The sequence below is a fragment of the Rhizobacter sp. genome (assembly GCA_021153565.1).
Taxonomy (GTDB): Bacteria; Pseudomonadota; Gammaproteobacteria; order Burkholderiales; family Burkholderiaceae_C; genus Albitalea.
Genome location: JAJKJU010000359.1, coordinates 1 through 14,964, shown reverse-complemented (window position 1 = coordinate 14,964; position 14,964 = coordinate 1). Strand labels below are relative to the sequence as shown.

The following is a 14,964-nucleotide window of genomic DNA, read 5'->3' as shown; positions in this document are numbered from 1 at the left end:
TCATCACGCCAAAAGACCCCTGCTCGTCGTTGCAAATGCTCGCCATAGCCAAGCTATGGCTGCGCTTTGCGCCTAGATCAGGCGCCTTTTGACGTGCTGCTGGGACACGTTCGAAATACTCTCAGCCTCAAAGGCGATGCCTTCGCCACCGGTACACTCGCGGTTTTTCCGGCGAAGTCCCACCCTCATCAATGGCTGCCGTTCCCAGCGCTCATCCGCCCGCCGTTTTTGATCTCAAGAGCGCCTCGCTCACCCTCGTGTCGCTGGTGCTCAAGTCGACCGATCCGCAGGTGTTGGCGCAGGAGTTCGAGAGCCGCTTCGGCGACACGCCGGGTCTCTTCGATCGCGATCCGGTGGTGATCGACCTCGGCTTCGTGGTCGACGCGGTCGAGCCGATCGACTTCGTGGCGCTCGTGGCGCTATTGCAGCGCTACAAGCTGCAGCCCATCGCCGTCAAGGGCGGTACCCAGGCGCAGATGGAGTCGGCGAGGCTGGCAGGGCTCGTCGATGCGCCTGCGGACGGGCCTTCACCCGCACCGCGGCCAGTTCCGCCAGATGTCACGGAGGTGCTTGTCGATGAACCCATCGCCACGGCCGTTTCGCAGCCGCCTAATGCCTCCGCACTTGTCGTGGACAAGCCGCTGCGATCAGGCCAGCAGGTTTACGCCCGCGGCCGCGACCTCGTCGTGCTTGCGGTGGTGAACTTCGGCGCCGAAGTCATCGCCGACGGCAGCATCCATGTCTACGCACCGCTTCGCGGCCGGGCCGTGGCAGGCGCCAAGGGCGACACCACCGCGCGCATCTTCAGCACCTGCATGGAGCCGCAGCTCATCTCCATCGCCGGTACTTATCGGACGACCGACACCGCCTTGCCTGCCGACGTGCATGGCAAGGCCGCCCAAGTGCGCCTCGACGGCGAAAAGCTCGTCGTCGAGGCTTTGAAACTCTGATCGCTTCATCTCAAAGACAAGGACCTCCAACCGATGGCCAAAATCATCGTCGTGACCTCCGGTAAGGGAGGCGTGGGCAAGACGACCACCAGCGCCAGCTTCTCCTCCGGCCTCGCGCTCGCCGGCCACAAGACGGCCGTCATCGACTTCGACGTGGGCTTGCGCAACCTTGACCTCATCATGGGTTGTGAGCGGCGCGTGGTGTACGACCTCATCAACGTCATCCACAAAGAGGCCAACCTCAACCAGGCGCTCATCAAGGACAAGCAAAGCGACAAGCTCTACGTGCTGGCCGCGTCGCAAACCCGCGACAAGGAAGCGCTGACGCAAGACGGCGTCGAGCGCGTGCTCAAGGATCTGGCCGACATGGGGTTCGAGTACATCGTGTGCGACTCGCCGGCCGGCATCGAGACCGGCGCGCTGATGGCCATGCACTTCGCAGACGAGGCGCTGATCGTCACCAACCCTGAGGTATCGTCCGTGCGCGACTCGGACCGCATCCTCGGCATGCTCGGCAGCAAGACCAGGCGTGCCATCGAGGGCAAGGAGCCCATCAAAGAGCACCTGCTCATCACACGCTACAACCCGATGCGCGTCGAGGGCGGGCAGATGCTGTCGCTGGAGGACATCCAGGAGATCCTGCGCACGCCGCTGATTGGCGTGGTGCCTGAATCCGAGACCGTGCTGGACGCTTCCAACCAAGGCCTGCCGGCGATCCACCTCAAGGGCACCGACGTTTCCGAAGCCTACAAGGACGTCGTCGCGCGCTTCCTGGGCGAAGACCGGCCGATGCGTTTCGTGGATGCGGCAAAGCAGGGCTTCTTCAAGCGCCTGCTGGGCAGGAGGTAAGGCATGTCATTGCTGTCTTTCCTGCTGGGCGAGAAGAAGAGGACCGCGAACGTCGCTAAGGAGCGCTTGCAGATCATTCTTGCCCATGAGCGCAACGACCGCTCTCGCCGGCCAGACTACCTGCCGTCCCTGCAGCGCGAGCTGGTCGCCGTGATTTCGAAGTATGTCTCCATTAATCCCGACGACATCAAGGTTCACCTGGAGCGCCAGGACAATCTCGAGGTGCTTGAAGTCAAGATCGAGCTGCCCGAAGCCAAGCGTTAAGGATTTGGCCCGGAATAAGTTCCCGTTTTGGGGGTGCTGGGCGGGCGCGCTGCGGCGTTGCTCCTCACTTGTGTGGCTCGCCTCACAAGTGAGGAGCGCCTTGCATCGCATCCCGCCCAGCGCCCCAAAACGGCAAGTTGTTTCGGGCCATGTCCTTATCCCCTTTGTCGGGGCTTGAACTCCTCGGCGAACGGATTCAGGCGAGTCGTTGCGGACGGTGCCAAAGTCGTCCCTGCCTGGGATTGAACCACCAGGGCGCCCAGGTTAGGCCGATTATTGGCCATCAGCGGGTTCACTGGCGTCCAGCCCTGCTCACGCATGCACTGCGCGATGGCAGCTTTCACCGAGCCCACACCGTACTGGCCCACCACGAATTCCGTCTTGTCGTTGATGCCCACTGCATCGGAACCCAAGATCTTCTCGGGTTCATTGAGCAGGACATGGAAGATCGCCCGGGCGATGGCAGGGTGGACCCCGGGGTTTCGTTCGGTGGAACGGATCAGCCGGGTCAGGGCGACACGCTCATGCAAGTCCAGCTTGTTCAGGGCGCGATTGAAGCCGAGTGACGGGCGGAATATCTGGGTATCGGGCCTGCCGGGAACTCCGTTGATGCCACGCAGCAGTAACTCGGGATACCGGTCTGCCCGTCCCGCCTTCTCGCAAGCCGAGAGCGCGGCGCTGTATGTGATCGTGCCCGGGTATATGGGGGTGGGGAACTTCGGGCCCTCGTTGAGCAGGTGCTCGAACAGCTGAAGCGCCTCGTCCGGCTGCCCCCCCTTCTCGCAGGCCGAGAGCGCGGCGTTGTAGGTGATCGTGTCCGGGTATATGGGGGAGGGGAACTTCGGGCCTTCGTTGAGCAGGTGCTTGAACAGCTGACGCGCCTTGTCCGGCTGCCCCCCCTTCTCGCAGGCCGAGAGCGCGGCGTTGTAGGTGATCGTGTCGGGGTAGACGGGGGTGGGGAACTTCGGGCCTTTGTTGAGCAGGTCCTCGAACAGCTGCAGCGCCTTGTCCGGCTGCCCCCCCATCTTGTAGGCCGAGAGCGCGGCGTTGTAGGTGATCGTGTCGGGGTAAACGGGGGCAGGGAACTTCGGGCCTTCGTTGAGCAGGTGCTCGAACAGCTGCAGCGCCTTATCCGGGCGCCCCCCCTTCTCGCACGCCGAGATTGCGGCGTTGAAGGTGATCGTGTTGGGGTAGACACCTTCCCCGGTCTGCGGATGGCAACAGCGACTCAATGCGTGCAGGCAGGCCACCGCGGCCTGCCAGTCCTTGCCCAGCCTGTTCACGCACGACGATGTCACCCGCAGCACGTTGTCCGTTGTGGCATTGGCTTGGCCGGCATTGAACCCGTCGACAATCGGCGCGTTCTGCTCTTTCCCGAGGTAGATTGTTGGCCCCTCCAGCAGATGCGCAAATACGCGCTGCCCCGAAACCGCGCCCATCGCTGCCGATGGTGAAGGCATGGCGGTCTGCCCCCACGCAGCAGCGCCAGGCACCGGACCTGCTGCCGCACCGAACGGGCTGGGTCGCCGCGGTGCCATCGATCCTCGAGCCCCGGGAACCCCGCGTCCTGTGGGTCCAATGGGCATCTGCGGCGATGACGCATTGGAATGCCCCCGGCCCGCCCTTCCGGAGTGGCCAGGGCCGGGTTGCAATGCTGGCCGAGGGCCAGTCCAAGGCGCACCGCGCCCTCGTCTAGTGCTTGTGGGATCCATGATGCGGCACTCTATCTGGACATCGCCTTGGTCCGATTGGCCAATCCGCAGCGCTGTCCATGCATGCGAAGCGTTTTGCCTCTTCCAACGTGCTGTTGCAGACGAGAGGTGGCTGGCGGCTCTCACCCGCGTACGACATCCTGCCCGTCCCCATGGTCTCGGTCGAGCGGCGGGACTTGGCTCTCGAGATCGGCCGCTTTGGTCGGGCCGCGAGTCTCTACAACATCCTGTCTCAGGGTGAAGCGTTCGGGCTCTCTCGAAGGAAGAGGCCCAGGCAATCAGTGTTGTAGCCACTCCCCATAGGCATGCCGATTGCCGCTTTGATTGCAGAGTCTTTAACGCGGGAGGCGGCAGTGACCTTGCGGCAAGCCATCGATTTGATGAAGCAATCCGCGTCGGCCTGGTCCGACGATCGTGCGCCGAGCATGGGCGCCGCGATTTCGTACTACACCGTGTTTTCCATCGCGCCACTGTTGCTCATCGCGACTGCGGTAGCGGGCCTGGTGTTCGGCGAAGATGCGGCACGCGGCGCGGTGGTGGAACAGCTTCGAGGGCTGCTCGGCGATTCGGGCGCGCAGGCCATCCAGGGCCTGATCGAGTCGGCGGCCCAACCAAAGGACGGTGCCTTTGCCACCGCTATAGGCCTTTTTCTGCTGCTGGTGGGTGCGACGACGGTGTTCGCCGAACTGCAGGACGCGCTGGACCGCATCTGGCGCGCACCAAGTCGCGTTCGGGCCAGCGGCATCTGGGCGCTGCTGCGTTCGCGGATGCTGTCCTTCGGCATGGTCATGGGCATTGGATTCCTGCTGCTGGTGTCGCTGATCGTGAGTGCCGCCATCGCTGCGCTCGGCAACTGGTGGGGGCCGCTCTTCGGCGGTTGTGAAACGCTTGCGAGCGCAGTCAATTTCGGGTTCAGCTTTGCGCTGATCACAGTCCTGTTCGCGCTCATCTACAAGATCATGCCGCGCGTGCACATCCAGTGGCACGACGTCTGGGTCGGCGCCGCCGTGACGGCGCTGCTCTTCACCGTTGGCAAATATCTCATCGGTCTCTACATCGGAAAGAGCGGCGTCACCTCGGGCTTCGGTGCGGCGGGGTCGGTGGCGGTGATCTTGCTGTGGGTTTACTACTCGGCGCAGATTTTTCTCCTGGGGGCCGAATACACCTGGGTCTACGCACATACCTTGGGCTCGCTCAAGGACAAGGCGGCGCAATCGCTGTCGATGACCGATCCAGTGGCCGCGGAAGCTGTTATCTCGTCCAAGCCTGCGCCGCCCGGCTTGCAACACAAGCCCGATCCTGCGCAGGGCCTTGCAGGCCGCCTCGCTACCAGGCCGGCGAAAGCCATTGGCACCGCGATGCTGCTCGGCGCGTGCACTGCGGCGACTGTGAAAATGATCGTTCGTATGAAGCATTCGCGAAAGAGAAAAAGCGCTTCGCTGCAGCCCATGGCTCTGCGCGGTCGTTAAAGGGTGAAATGTGCGAGCCTCTCAGCCTCTCAATCCGCTGGACGATTCGAAATCCATGCTTGTAAACCAGCGCTTTGCGCTGGGCCAGATCAAGTCTTGGCCACCTCCGGCATCGATCGCATCCCTGTGATCACGAGGTCGAGCTGCGCCGTGATGGTCTCGAAGAGTGCATCGATGTCGTGAGCGGCCGCATGTTCCGAACAGGCATGCTCGATGGAGGCCGCCGCTTCGGACAGACCCATCGCACCCAGTGTGGCGGCCTCGCATTTCAGGTCGTGTGCAAGGCGCACCATGGTCGCGGTGTCGGCGGTCTGGCGTGCGGCGACGAAGCGTTCTCCGAAATCCGCTTCGCGCTCCACAAACATGCGTAGCAACCGCTGGTAGAGCTGCTTGTTTCCGCGCAGGCCAGCAAGTGCTGCGGTGGTGTCGAACATCGCTGGCGCCACAGGCTTGCTCGGGGCTTTGCGGATCCAGCGCGCCAGGGTCGCGAGCATCTCGTTGACCTTGATGGGCTTGGCGATGTGGTCGTTCATGCCCGCGGCCAGTACCTTCTCCCGGTCACCGACCATCGCGTTGGCCGTCATCGCAATCACCGGCAGATCGCGCCACTGCGGCTGCTGGCGCAGCAACCGAGTGGCGGCGAAGCCGTCCAGCACCGGCATCTGGCAGTCCATCAGCACCAGATCGAACGGTTCCCGATCGAGCCGGTCCAAGGCCTCCTGACCGTTGTCAGCGATGCCAAGCACGATGCCGGCGCTGGTGAGCAAGTCGCGCGCCAGCTCCTGGTTCAGCGGGTTGTCTTCGACCAGAAGGATGCGAACCCCAGCCAAGCTGGCGAGGTCTGTACTGAGCGCTTCGTCGCGCCGCTCGGTGCGCAGCGCCTGTTGCCCCGGCAAGTGCAGCGCTCCAAGGCAGGTGTCGAGCAGTGTCGAGGGGGTCACCGGCTTGGTCAGCGTCGCGACTGGGTCCAGCCGCGACGCCTCAAGGCGGCGCGCCACTTCGTCGCGGCTGAACGCCGTCAGCATCAGCACCGTTGGCGGCGGATGGCGCAGGCCCGTCCGGGTCAGCTCCAGCATGCAGTCGATGCCGTCCATCTGCGGCATCTTCCAATCCAGCAGCAGCAGCTCGAACGGCGTGTCATTCGCGTCTGCCTGCACGATGGCCCGCAGGGCGGCTTGGCCGTCGGCCACCGCCGTCGGCCGCAGGCCGAAACTATCCGCCATTTGCATCAGCAGCTCGCGCGCGATCTCGTTGTCATCGGCGATCAGCGTGCGCATGCCGCGCAGGCGCTCAGCCCGGCCGGTCGATTTCGGTGCGACCGTCTGTTCACATAACCCGAAACTTGCCGTGAAGTGGAAGCAGCTGCCGCGCCCGGGCGTGCTGTCCAGCCCGATCTGGCCGCCCATCATGTGCACCAGATGGCTGCTGATGACCAGCCCGAGGCCGGTTCCGCCAAAGCGTCGGCTCGTCGAGGTGTCGGCTTGCGAGAAGGGCAGGAACAGCCGCTGCTGCTGTTCAGGCGTGATGCCGATGCCGGAGTCGCGCACTTCGAAGCGCAACAGCACGCTCGCGACGTCGCGTTTGACCACACCGACCTTGACGACGATCTCGCCGCGCTCCGTGAACTTGACCGCGTTGTTGCCCAGGTTGAGCAGCACCTGCCCAAGCCTCATCGGGTCTCCTTCGAGCGCCATCGGCAGCTCCGGCTCAAGCGCAAAGACGAGCTCGATGCCTTTTTCCTCGGCCTTCATGCCGACCTGGCTGGCCAAGTCGTCGAGCACGTCGCCCAGTTCAAAGCGCACACGTTCCATGTCGAGGTGACCGGCCTCAATCTTGGAGAAGTCCAGGATGTCGTTGATGATGCCCAGCAGCGACTCGGCCGAGCGATGCACCTTCTGCACGTAGTTGAGCTGCTGCGCATTGAGGCCGCTTTGCAGCGCCAGGTACGACATGCCGAGGATCGCATTCATCGGCGTTCGGATTTCGTGGCTCATGTTGGCGAGGAAGTCGCCCTTGGCGCGATTGGCGGCGTCGGCGGCGTCGCGCGCCAGCGCCAGGTCCGCGGTGCGCTCAGCGACGCGCTGCTCCAGCGTGTCGAAGGCCTGCTTCAGCTCGGCCACCATGCCGTTGAAGGCCTGGGCCAGTTCACCAACTTCATCCTGCGCCTCGATCGCGACGGGTCGGAGTTCGACCCGCGCGCCCTCGAGATCGTCGCTTGCATCACCGGATTGTTTTCTCGCTGCGATTCCTTTCATCGCGGACGTCAATGCCAGAATGGGGTCGAGGAATCGCCGGACCCAATAGATGCCCATCGCCGCGCCCAGCAGCAGGATCGGTCCCGACACCATCAGGATCGCCGTGACCGTTTCACGGATATTCCGCAAGGCACCGGCGCGAGACGAGGCCATGCCGAGAATAAAGGGCGTTTGGTCTTCGAACGTCCAGGGCTGCAGCACGACGTAGAACGATCCCTGCTCGGTGGAGATGGTGTCGCGCAGACTTGCCGAGCGCTCTTCGAGCCGGGCGGTTTGCAGAGCTTTCAACTGTGCCGCGCCAAGTTCGAAAGGCATGTCCTGCTGCCGGTGGCGGCCATCGACGGAGAACAAGGCCGGCGAGGTTCCGGTCTTTCTGGCGATCCCTTGCAGATAGGCGCCGTCGATGAGCTTACGGAACACCAGCACGGCAAATATCTCCGGCCGCGGCCCTGCCATGCCACTTGCGGAGCCATCGGCTTGGGCGATCCTCACGTCCGAAAAGCCACGTTCCGACGGCATGCCTCCTTCATGGGCAAGGAAGTCCGTGGCCCTGCCCTGGAGCGGAATGCTGACCTCGATCGCTGTGCTCTCCGCCGTCGGGAACTCAAACGACACGCTAGGCTGTCGCAGCGCGGGCTGGGGGCCTGCGCCCAGGATTTGCGGTCGGCCCTCATCCCAGGCAGGCCAGCTTTGCAACGGCAGGTTTCCATTGGCGTCCAGCGCAGCCTTGATCCACACCTGGCTGCCGTTTGGCCTGCGTACCAGCATTCCCGCCTCGGTGCCGGAGACGTAGTGGCGCAGGCTGCCGCCGGTATAGACCCTGATGCTGGAAAAGCCGCCCGAGCGCAGCACCACGTGCAGCCGGTTGATCGAGATCGCCTTGCCGAAACCCACCGTCCGGTCGATCTCCGTCCGGTCGGCCGTCGCGCCCATGCGCTCGGCCGTGATCTCGCGCGCAACCAGATCGGCCAGTTGGCTTGACAGCGCCGGGTCGCCCGCAGCAGCCAGCGCGACCTCTCTCAGTTGCAGCGTCAAGCGCTGCAGATCATCCTGCCAAGAGTTCAAGTCGCGGCCGAGCGCGGCGAAGGCGGACTCCTGGTTCTGCCGGTTGGTGAAATACGAGGCCAGCAGGGCGTTCAATGCAGTGGTCAGCGCCAGCACGCCGATCAGCACGAGCAGAATCTTGCGCTGGATACCGGACATCATGGTCGGTAGCCGCGATTTCGTGCAATGTCCGCGTCGATGATCCGGGCCGCCTTGCTGAGCTCGGCCTGCACGTCGCCGCCGGCGACGATGGCACTGACCGCGTTGGCATAGGCCGTGCGAATGGTGATGTAGGCCGGCGTCTTCGGGCGCGGCACGCCCAGACCAGCAGCGAGTTGCAGTGCAAACATGCGCAGCGGCCCACGCGGGCCGTACAGCGGTGAGCGGGCCAGCACGGAGCGGCGCGCGGGCACGGCGCCGTTGCTATTCGTGATGCGCAGGATTTCCTCGCTCGACATGAGGTGGGCGATGAAGGCCCAGGCGGCGGCCGGGTCCTGGCAGGTGCTGGTGATGTTCCAGCCCCATGAGCCCATGCCTGTCTTGATGCCATGCCCCAAGTCCGGCAGCGGCATCAGCACCAGGTCGTCGCCCAGCGCCTTGCGATAGCCCTGGTACATCCAGTTTCCAGTCCAGGACAATGCGGTCCGGCCCTGCTCGAAATCGTCGGAACGGTCGACAATGGGTTTGCTCCAGCCGTTTCGAAACCACTGTTGAAAGCGTTTCATGGCCTCGACCGCTTGGGGTCCGTCGAGAACCCCCTTGGCCGACTGGTAATGCGTGCGATCGATCAGGTCGCCGCCGAACCCTTGCACGATCGGCGAAAGCGCATAGGCCGAGAATTCGCTCAGGGCGTAGTAGACAGAAAAGTTGATGGCATATTCGACGCCATCCAGTGCCGTGAGCTTCTGCAGCGCCTGCTCGAATTCCGCCAAGCTCCAGGGGGCTTCCAGCGTCGCCACGCGAACACCGGCCGCGCGCAGGTAGCGGCGGTTGCCCCATAGCCCCAATCCCGAATCGAATTGCCCGAGGGAATACAGGCGGCCGTTGTAGGTGCCCTGCGTGATGATCGAAGGCAGCAGGTCGTTCAGCAGCGGCTTGGGGACGAACGTGTCGAGCGCCAGCAGAAAGCCGGACCAGATGTAGCCAGGCTGGAGCGGGCCATCCGTTTCGATCAGGCAGGGCAAGCCGCCGCCGATCGCCGCATTGCGCACCAGTTCGTCATACCGCCACACGTCGGAGAACTGGATGTCCACCCTGAAGTCGCGCTGCTTGAGGTTGAAAGCCTGGGCCGCAGCCTTGATCACATGCGACTCCGTCGAGTTTGGACTGGCAGGCGACCACGCGGTGATGGTCCTTGTAGTGGAGGCCGGCGAGTCCTTCGCGGCTGGCGCGGCGGCGCTGGCCATGCCCACGAGGAACATACCGGCGGTCGCGGCTACGAACCGCGCGGCCGACCGACGCATCGCCCGGAATCGGTTGTCGTTGGCGCGGGCGGGGACCATCTCGCAGCGACTCAAGGTTAGATCAGAACGCACTGCAAAGAAGCCTTGATGTTGCGGCCGTTGTTGGGAGTGCGCGCGATATTCAGCCCGTTGGCGCGAATCGCGACCGGGCTGCACAGGACTTCGGTGATGCACACTTCGTTGAACAGGTTGGAATGCCACAGCCCCTTGGCCAACCGACCGTTCGCGAATGTATTCATCTCAATGTAGGCGGACATGATCAATCCTTCTGCGAGCTTCTGCCAGTCGGGTGAACCCAGGGTGAACCTCTTACCTCAACGGCAAATGAAGCTGGCCGCGCTTTCCAGGTCGGTCGCGCCGGTCCTCAGCACGACTTTGGCCGGATAGGCGCACAGCGGACGACTGCGATCTGCCGACCACGCCGCTGGCTTGTCCGGGTTGTCCGGGTCGACCGATGCAAAGATTTGCTGCGGCGCCACGCCCTTCTCGACCCAATCGACGAGCGCAGTGAAGGCGTCGAAACGATCGGTGGAAGGGCCGTGCCAGCAGTGGTTCATGCCGGGCACGAGGAACAGGCGCGCATAGTCGCTCGCGCCAGCATCACCCGCACGAAGCGCCTCGTACCAGCGGATCGTGTCATTGACGGAAAACACGCCGTCCGCGGCGCCGTGGAAAACGAGCAGCTTCGCTCGTTGCTTCAGTGTGCCCAGGTGCTCCAGGTCGGGCGGCAACATGAAGCCCATCGACGACACGGTGAAGGTCGCATCGGTCGCGTGTATCAAGACTTGGCCGCGGCTCGCATCAAAGTCTCGCCAGTAACTCGATGCGACCGGCGAGAACGCCTGCACGCCGGGCGTGGGCGGCGTCGAGAAGATCGCTGCCATGGACACCGGGGCGAGCGTCGGGTTCAAATAGGTCTTCCACGCGCGCCACTCGCTGCCGGCGATGCCTGGGTCCCAGGGCCAGTCTGAGTAAATCGCTTCGCCAGCAGCGGTCTTGGGCCCGGCCATCATGGCTTTCAACGCCGATTTCTGGCCTGCGCTCAGGCAACTGCCATCGGGTGTCGCGCCTGCGCCGCATTGCGGCACGTCGGCATCGAAGTTGAAGGCGGCTCGGCACGCCGCCTGGTCATGGACCATGCCGTCGGCGGCTCCATCCAGCGCATCGCATTTCGCGAGAATGCGCGAGGCGACGAACGCCATGTCGCCTGGTGTGAACGCCTTCGCCAAGTCGGGGTCCACTGATGCCAGTTGCTGGCTGTCGAACAATTGAGTGACCGCGGCCTTCGGCAGGTTGAAGCCAGGATTTCCCGCGATGATGCCGTCGAACTCGTCGGCGAAGCGAGCAGCTGCCTGCATGCCGGATTGGCCACCCTTGGAGCAGCCCGCGAAGTAGGACCGCCCGGGTGCCCTGCCGTAGTACTGCGCGACTATCTTCTTGGCCAGTGGTGTCAAGCTCCCAAGGGCGTTGTAGCCATAGTCGATGCGCGCCTGCGGGTCCATGCCGAAGCTTCCGTCGAAGGGCTGCCCGGGTGCGCTGACGTGGCCGCCGTCGCTGCTGACCACCGCGTAGCCCCGCGACAGCGCATTAGAACGTCCACCCATTGCGACCGTGCCCAACGGGTCGTTGAACACGCCGTCGAAGCCGCCGTCGCCCGAGTAGAAGAAGCCGCCGTTCCAGCCCACGGCCGGCAGGCGCAGATCGAATCCGATCGCATAGGCCCTGCCGTCGATTCCCGTGCGGGGGTGGACGCTGCCGGTCACATGGCAATGCGCCGGATAGCCCTGCGATGTAGCCGATGATCCGCTGGCGGCGCGCACTGCCGCGGTCGCCACGGTGAGCCCGGGAATGCCCAGCGCACGAGTCGTCACTTGGCCACATTCCATCGGCGCCGGCGACTGGCTCAACTCGGGCGCGGTGCACCCTGCGAGCATTGCCGCTGCCAGCAGGGCGGCTGAAACGGTGGGGCTTTCGGTTCGCAGCACGCTCTTCCCTTCCTTGCCTGACGTCGACTCAGAGGCTGAGCCTCTCATTCGAACCGCACGCCCACCCGCACACCGACTGTGCGCATCGGCATGTAGCTCACGCTCGTAAAAGACGCAAGCGGTACGGCCGATGCATAGACCTTCGCGTTCTCCGCGTTGTAGACGTAGCCATCGATCGTCCAGCGGCCGTCCGCCGACTCCCAGCGCAGTTCCAGGTCAGTCTTGCTGTAGGCCTTGCGGTAGCCACGTGCCGGATCGCTGATGTTGCTCAGACTGGTGTAGCTGCCCGATTGCCAGTACGCCTGAATCGAAGGCGTCAGGCGTGAACCGCCGTCGAGCGTGAAGGCATGCGAGTAGCGAGCTCGAAGGCTGACCCTGGGCGCGTTCGGCAGGCGATTGCCGCTGTAGTCGGCCGCTGTGCCCGGGATCGGCACGGGCGCGAAGCTGTTGTAGATGCCCGGAATGTTGTTGGGGTTGCCCACGGGGTCAATGAAGGTGCCGAAGCGGGCATCCAGATACGTGAAGAATCCTTGCAGCCGATCTCGTCTGCTTGCCAGCCAGTCTCCCTCGAACTCCAGGCCGCGAATCTTCGCAGTTGGCGAATTCGTCGTGACGGGCGTGTTGTTGCCACTGATGTCCTGGCCAATCCCGCTGACCTGCAGGTTCCGGTAGTCCATGTCGAAAGCCGTGACGTTCATGCCCAGGGTATTGCCCAACATGCGTCCACGCCAACCTAGCTCGATGCTCCTGAGGGTTTCCGGCTTGTACGTGCTGAATTGGGGGGCAACGTTCGCAGTGGCGCCACCGCCCCGATAGCCTGTTGAGACCGATGCGAACACAAGGTTGTCGGGCGAGAGGTCGTGGTCGACGCCCAGGCGCCAGCTGGTATTGCTCGAACTCGATGACGCGACCGAAGAAGTCGGCGGGCCGAATGGCACCGGGCAACTGAGCGCCATATTGGCTTGCGCGACCGTGCCGAAGGCGCAGACCTGTGAATCGCCGTTGGTGCTGAACTTGTCTCTGGTGTTGCGTATCCCGCCGGTCAACCGCAGCGCAGGCGAGACGCTGTAGACGGCTTGCCCGAACACGGCGTTCGAGTCGTTGGCATTTTCATTGACACGCGAGGCCACATCGATGATGCCGAAGCCTGTCGGTTCGAACCCAGTGCCTGGCGCGATGACGATCGGCGGGGGCAGGACGGCGGACAGCGGGAACGGCAGGGCATCCCCGATGCCAATCTTCTGTGCGCCGCTCGTGCGGTCCCGGTAGGTGTAGATCCCACCGACCAGCTTGAGTGCGTCGGACTCGTAATTGACGTCGATCTCGTGGCTCTGCGTGCGGGTGGCGTAGTCCTTGTTCGTCAGGGTGAAGAGACCTGACGCAAAGTCCACGCCGTTGTTCACCAGCCGTGTCGCGCCGGCCAAGTAGGTGACGGACCACTGATCATTGATTGACCAGTGCAGATTCGAACGAAAAGCCGTTTGCTTCACGTCGTTGGCGATGTCGGGCGCGCTGCGGTATCCAAGGATGTTGCCGCCCGGCGCGACCGTCACCGGCGCGCCGAGCGTGCCCGTAGCGATGTTCGCGTCCGGAAAGTACGTGTAGCTGGCCCGGACGATATCGGACAGCGTGCCGTTGTTCTGCGCCGTGCTCAAGGACGCGCGCCAGCGCAGGTCGGGCGTTGCCTGGAGCGTCCAAGCCAGGCGAGCGCTCGACACGTCGATCTCGCCGTAGTTGCGCGGCGAAGCTCCCCCATCAACGTTGCCATCGCTCTGGCGCTTCATCACCGAGGCGCGGACCTGGAACGTATCGGAAACCGGGACGTTGAGCACACCCCGTGCGGTGATGTCGTTGTGGGTGCCATAGGCGAGATCACCGAAAGCCTGGAACTTGGAACTCGCGCGCGCCGTTTCGATGTTGACGACGCCAGCCGTCGCATTGCGGCCGTAGACCGTTCCCTGAGGGCCGCGCACCGCCTCGATGCGATCGATGTCGAACAAGCCCAGGGTCAATGCCTGGTTGACGGGTTCGTAAATGCCGTCGACCTGCACGGCCACGGTCGGATATCCACCAAACGAGTTGTTGTTGCCGATCCCGCGCATCGAGAATCCGTTTTGCACCACTTGGAGGTTGGGCACGGAACTGGCGATGTCGGATGCCGTGCTGATGCCTTGAGAGTCCAGCGCCTGCTGACTCAGGACCGAGGCCGCGATGGGAGCCTTCGACAGGACTTCAGAGCGACGTTGCGCCGTGATCGTGATCTTCTCCAGCACGACAACATCGTTGTCAGCTTGCGTTGCGCTGGCGGCGTCGGAGGAGGGGAGTTGAGCCTGTACCTCACCAATGAACAATACGCAAGCGAGTGCGATCGGTGTCTGGCGTTGATACATTCGTTGCCTCCGTGCGCCGGTTAAAAACCGGCAAGGTGTTGTGAATGAGTGGCTTGCAGAGTCACGATTCCGGCTGGCCAGCTGCGGGCCGATGACGACCAGAGGGACGTGCCGTCGTCCAAGGGTTCTTCAAGTGCGAGCTTTCAAAGCTTATTCGATAGATGAAGCCGCTACCCCAGCACCCCTCGCGCGCGGGAGGGGATCTTGCCTCTAAGCATGAGGCCGTGCAAGGACTGCCTCGTACACGATGTGCAGCCGCCCGGCCTCGCCCCGGTTGACCAGCACCTCTGAGCAGTGATGAGCGAAAGCAACTTCATCTGCTCACCTCCACAAGCGCCATGACGCTTTCCAAGATGCACGTTTTTGCTCTCAACGAGCCGCGCACTCCATCGGGTGCGATGCAAACTGATGTGTATGCCTTCAGGTTGCGGACACCGATTTCCGTTCAGGCTGACCCTTCGATACCTCAGGACAGGGTACGACTACGGCGTATCGAAGCCCCATCCCGACGCTCCACAAGCCCTTCGATCGCGAAGCGACCCAGTCCTGAGGTATCGAAGGATCAGGGCGAACGGGTGTTGAT

The 14,964-nt window shown here is 63.6% G+C and carries 11 protein-coding genes; 5 read left to right on the top strand and 6 right to left on the bottom strand.

All coding sequences use genetic code 11. The features are described from left to right. Positions 1-191: 191 nt before the first annotated feature. The 3 genes from minC to minE are packed head-to-tail and all read left to right on the top strand — an operon-like array spanning position 192 to position 2,063. Complete coding sequence (gene minC / locus AC30NL_RS22185) at positions 192-950, top strand: septum site-determining protein MinC (protein ID WP_489466152.1); 759 nt, start codon at positions 192-194, stop codon at positions 948-950. 33 nt (positions 951-983) lie between these two features. Continuing rightward, positions 984-1,799, top strand: a complete 816-nt coding sequence (gene minD / locus AC30NL_RS22180; RefSeq protein ID WP_489466151.1) for a septum site-determining protein MinD — start codon at positions 984-986, stop codon at positions 1,797-1,799. A 3-nt stretch (positions 1,800-1,802) separates the two neighbouring features. Next, positions 1,803-2,063 carry a cell division topological specificity factor MinE gene (gene minE / locus AC30NL_RS22175; RefSeq protein WP_489466150.1) on the top strand — a complete coding sequence of 87 codons (261 nt, stop codon included), beginning with the start codon at positions 1,803-1,805 and terminating at the stop codon, positions 2,061-2,063. A 155-nt stretch (positions 2,064-2,218) separates the two neighbouring features. On the opposite strand, the gene AC30NL_RS22170 is transcribed toward minE, so the two are convergent. Further along, complete coding sequence (locus tag AC30NL_RS22170; protein ID WP_489466149.1) at positions 2,219-3,523, bottom strand: tetratricopeptide repeat protein; 1,305 nt, start codon at positions 3,521-3,523, stop codon at positions 2,219-2,221. Between the two features lie 632 nt (positions 3,524-4,155). Between AC30NL_RS22170 and AC30NL_RS22165 the strand changes: the two genes are divergently transcribed. Then, positions 4,156-5,244, top strand: a complete 1,089-nt coding sequence (locus AC30NL_RS22165; protein WP_489466148.1) for a YihY/virulence factor BrkB family protein — start codon at positions 4,156-4,158, stop codon at positions 5,242-5,244. An 89-nt stretch (positions 5,245-5,333) separates the two neighbouring features. Here AC30NL_RS22165 and AC30NL_RS22160 read toward each other — a convergent pair whose 3' ends face one another. The 5 genes from AC30NL_RS22160 to AC30NL_RS22140 are packed head-to-tail and all read right to left on the bottom strand — an operon-like array spanning position 5,334 to position 14,381. Beyond that, positions 5,334-8,705, bottom strand: a complete 3,372-nt coding sequence (locus tag AC30NL_RS22160; RefSeq protein WP_489466147.1) for a hybrid sensor histidine kinase/response regulator — start codon at positions 8,703-8,705, stop codon at positions 5,334-5,336. Further along, on the bottom strand, positions 8,702-10,078 hold the full coding sequence (locus AC30NL_RS22155; protein ID WP_489466146.1) for an ABC transporter substrate-binding protein: 1,377 nt from the start codon (positions 10,076-10,078) through the stop codon (positions 8,702-8,704). Before AC30NL_RS22155 ends, AC30NL_RS22160 begins: the two co-directional genes overlap by 4 nt. Continuing rightward, complete coding sequence (locus AC30NL_RS22150) at positions 10,063-10,263, bottom strand: hypothetical protein (protein ID WP_489466145.1); 201 nt, start codon at positions 10,261-10,263, stop codon at positions 10,063-10,065. Before AC30NL_RS22150 ends, AC30NL_RS22155 begins: the two co-directional genes overlap by 16 nt. A 57-nt stretch (positions 10,264-10,320) precedes the next feature. Continuing rightward, complete coding sequence (locus AC30NL_RS22145) at positions 10,321-11,991, bottom strand: tannase/feruloyl esterase family alpha/beta hydrolase (protein ID WP_489466144.1); 1,671 nt, start codon at positions 11,989-11,991, stop codon at positions 10,321-10,323. Positions 11,992-12,035: 44 nt separating this feature from the next. Beyond that, positions 12,036-14,381 carry a TonB-dependent receptor gene (locus tag AC30NL_RS22140; protein WP_489466143.1) on the bottom strand — a complete coding sequence of 782 codons (2,346 nt, stop codon included), beginning with the start codon at positions 14,379-14,381 and terminating at the stop codon, positions 12,036-12,038. 338 nt (positions 14,382-14,719) lie between these two features. Between AC30NL_RS22140 and AC30NL_RS22135 the strand changes: the two genes are divergently transcribed. Continuing rightward, a partial coding sequence (locus AC30NL_RS22135) for a hypothetical protein (protein ID WP_489466142.1) occupies positions 14,720-14,964 on the top strand: 245 nt, incomplete at its 3' end.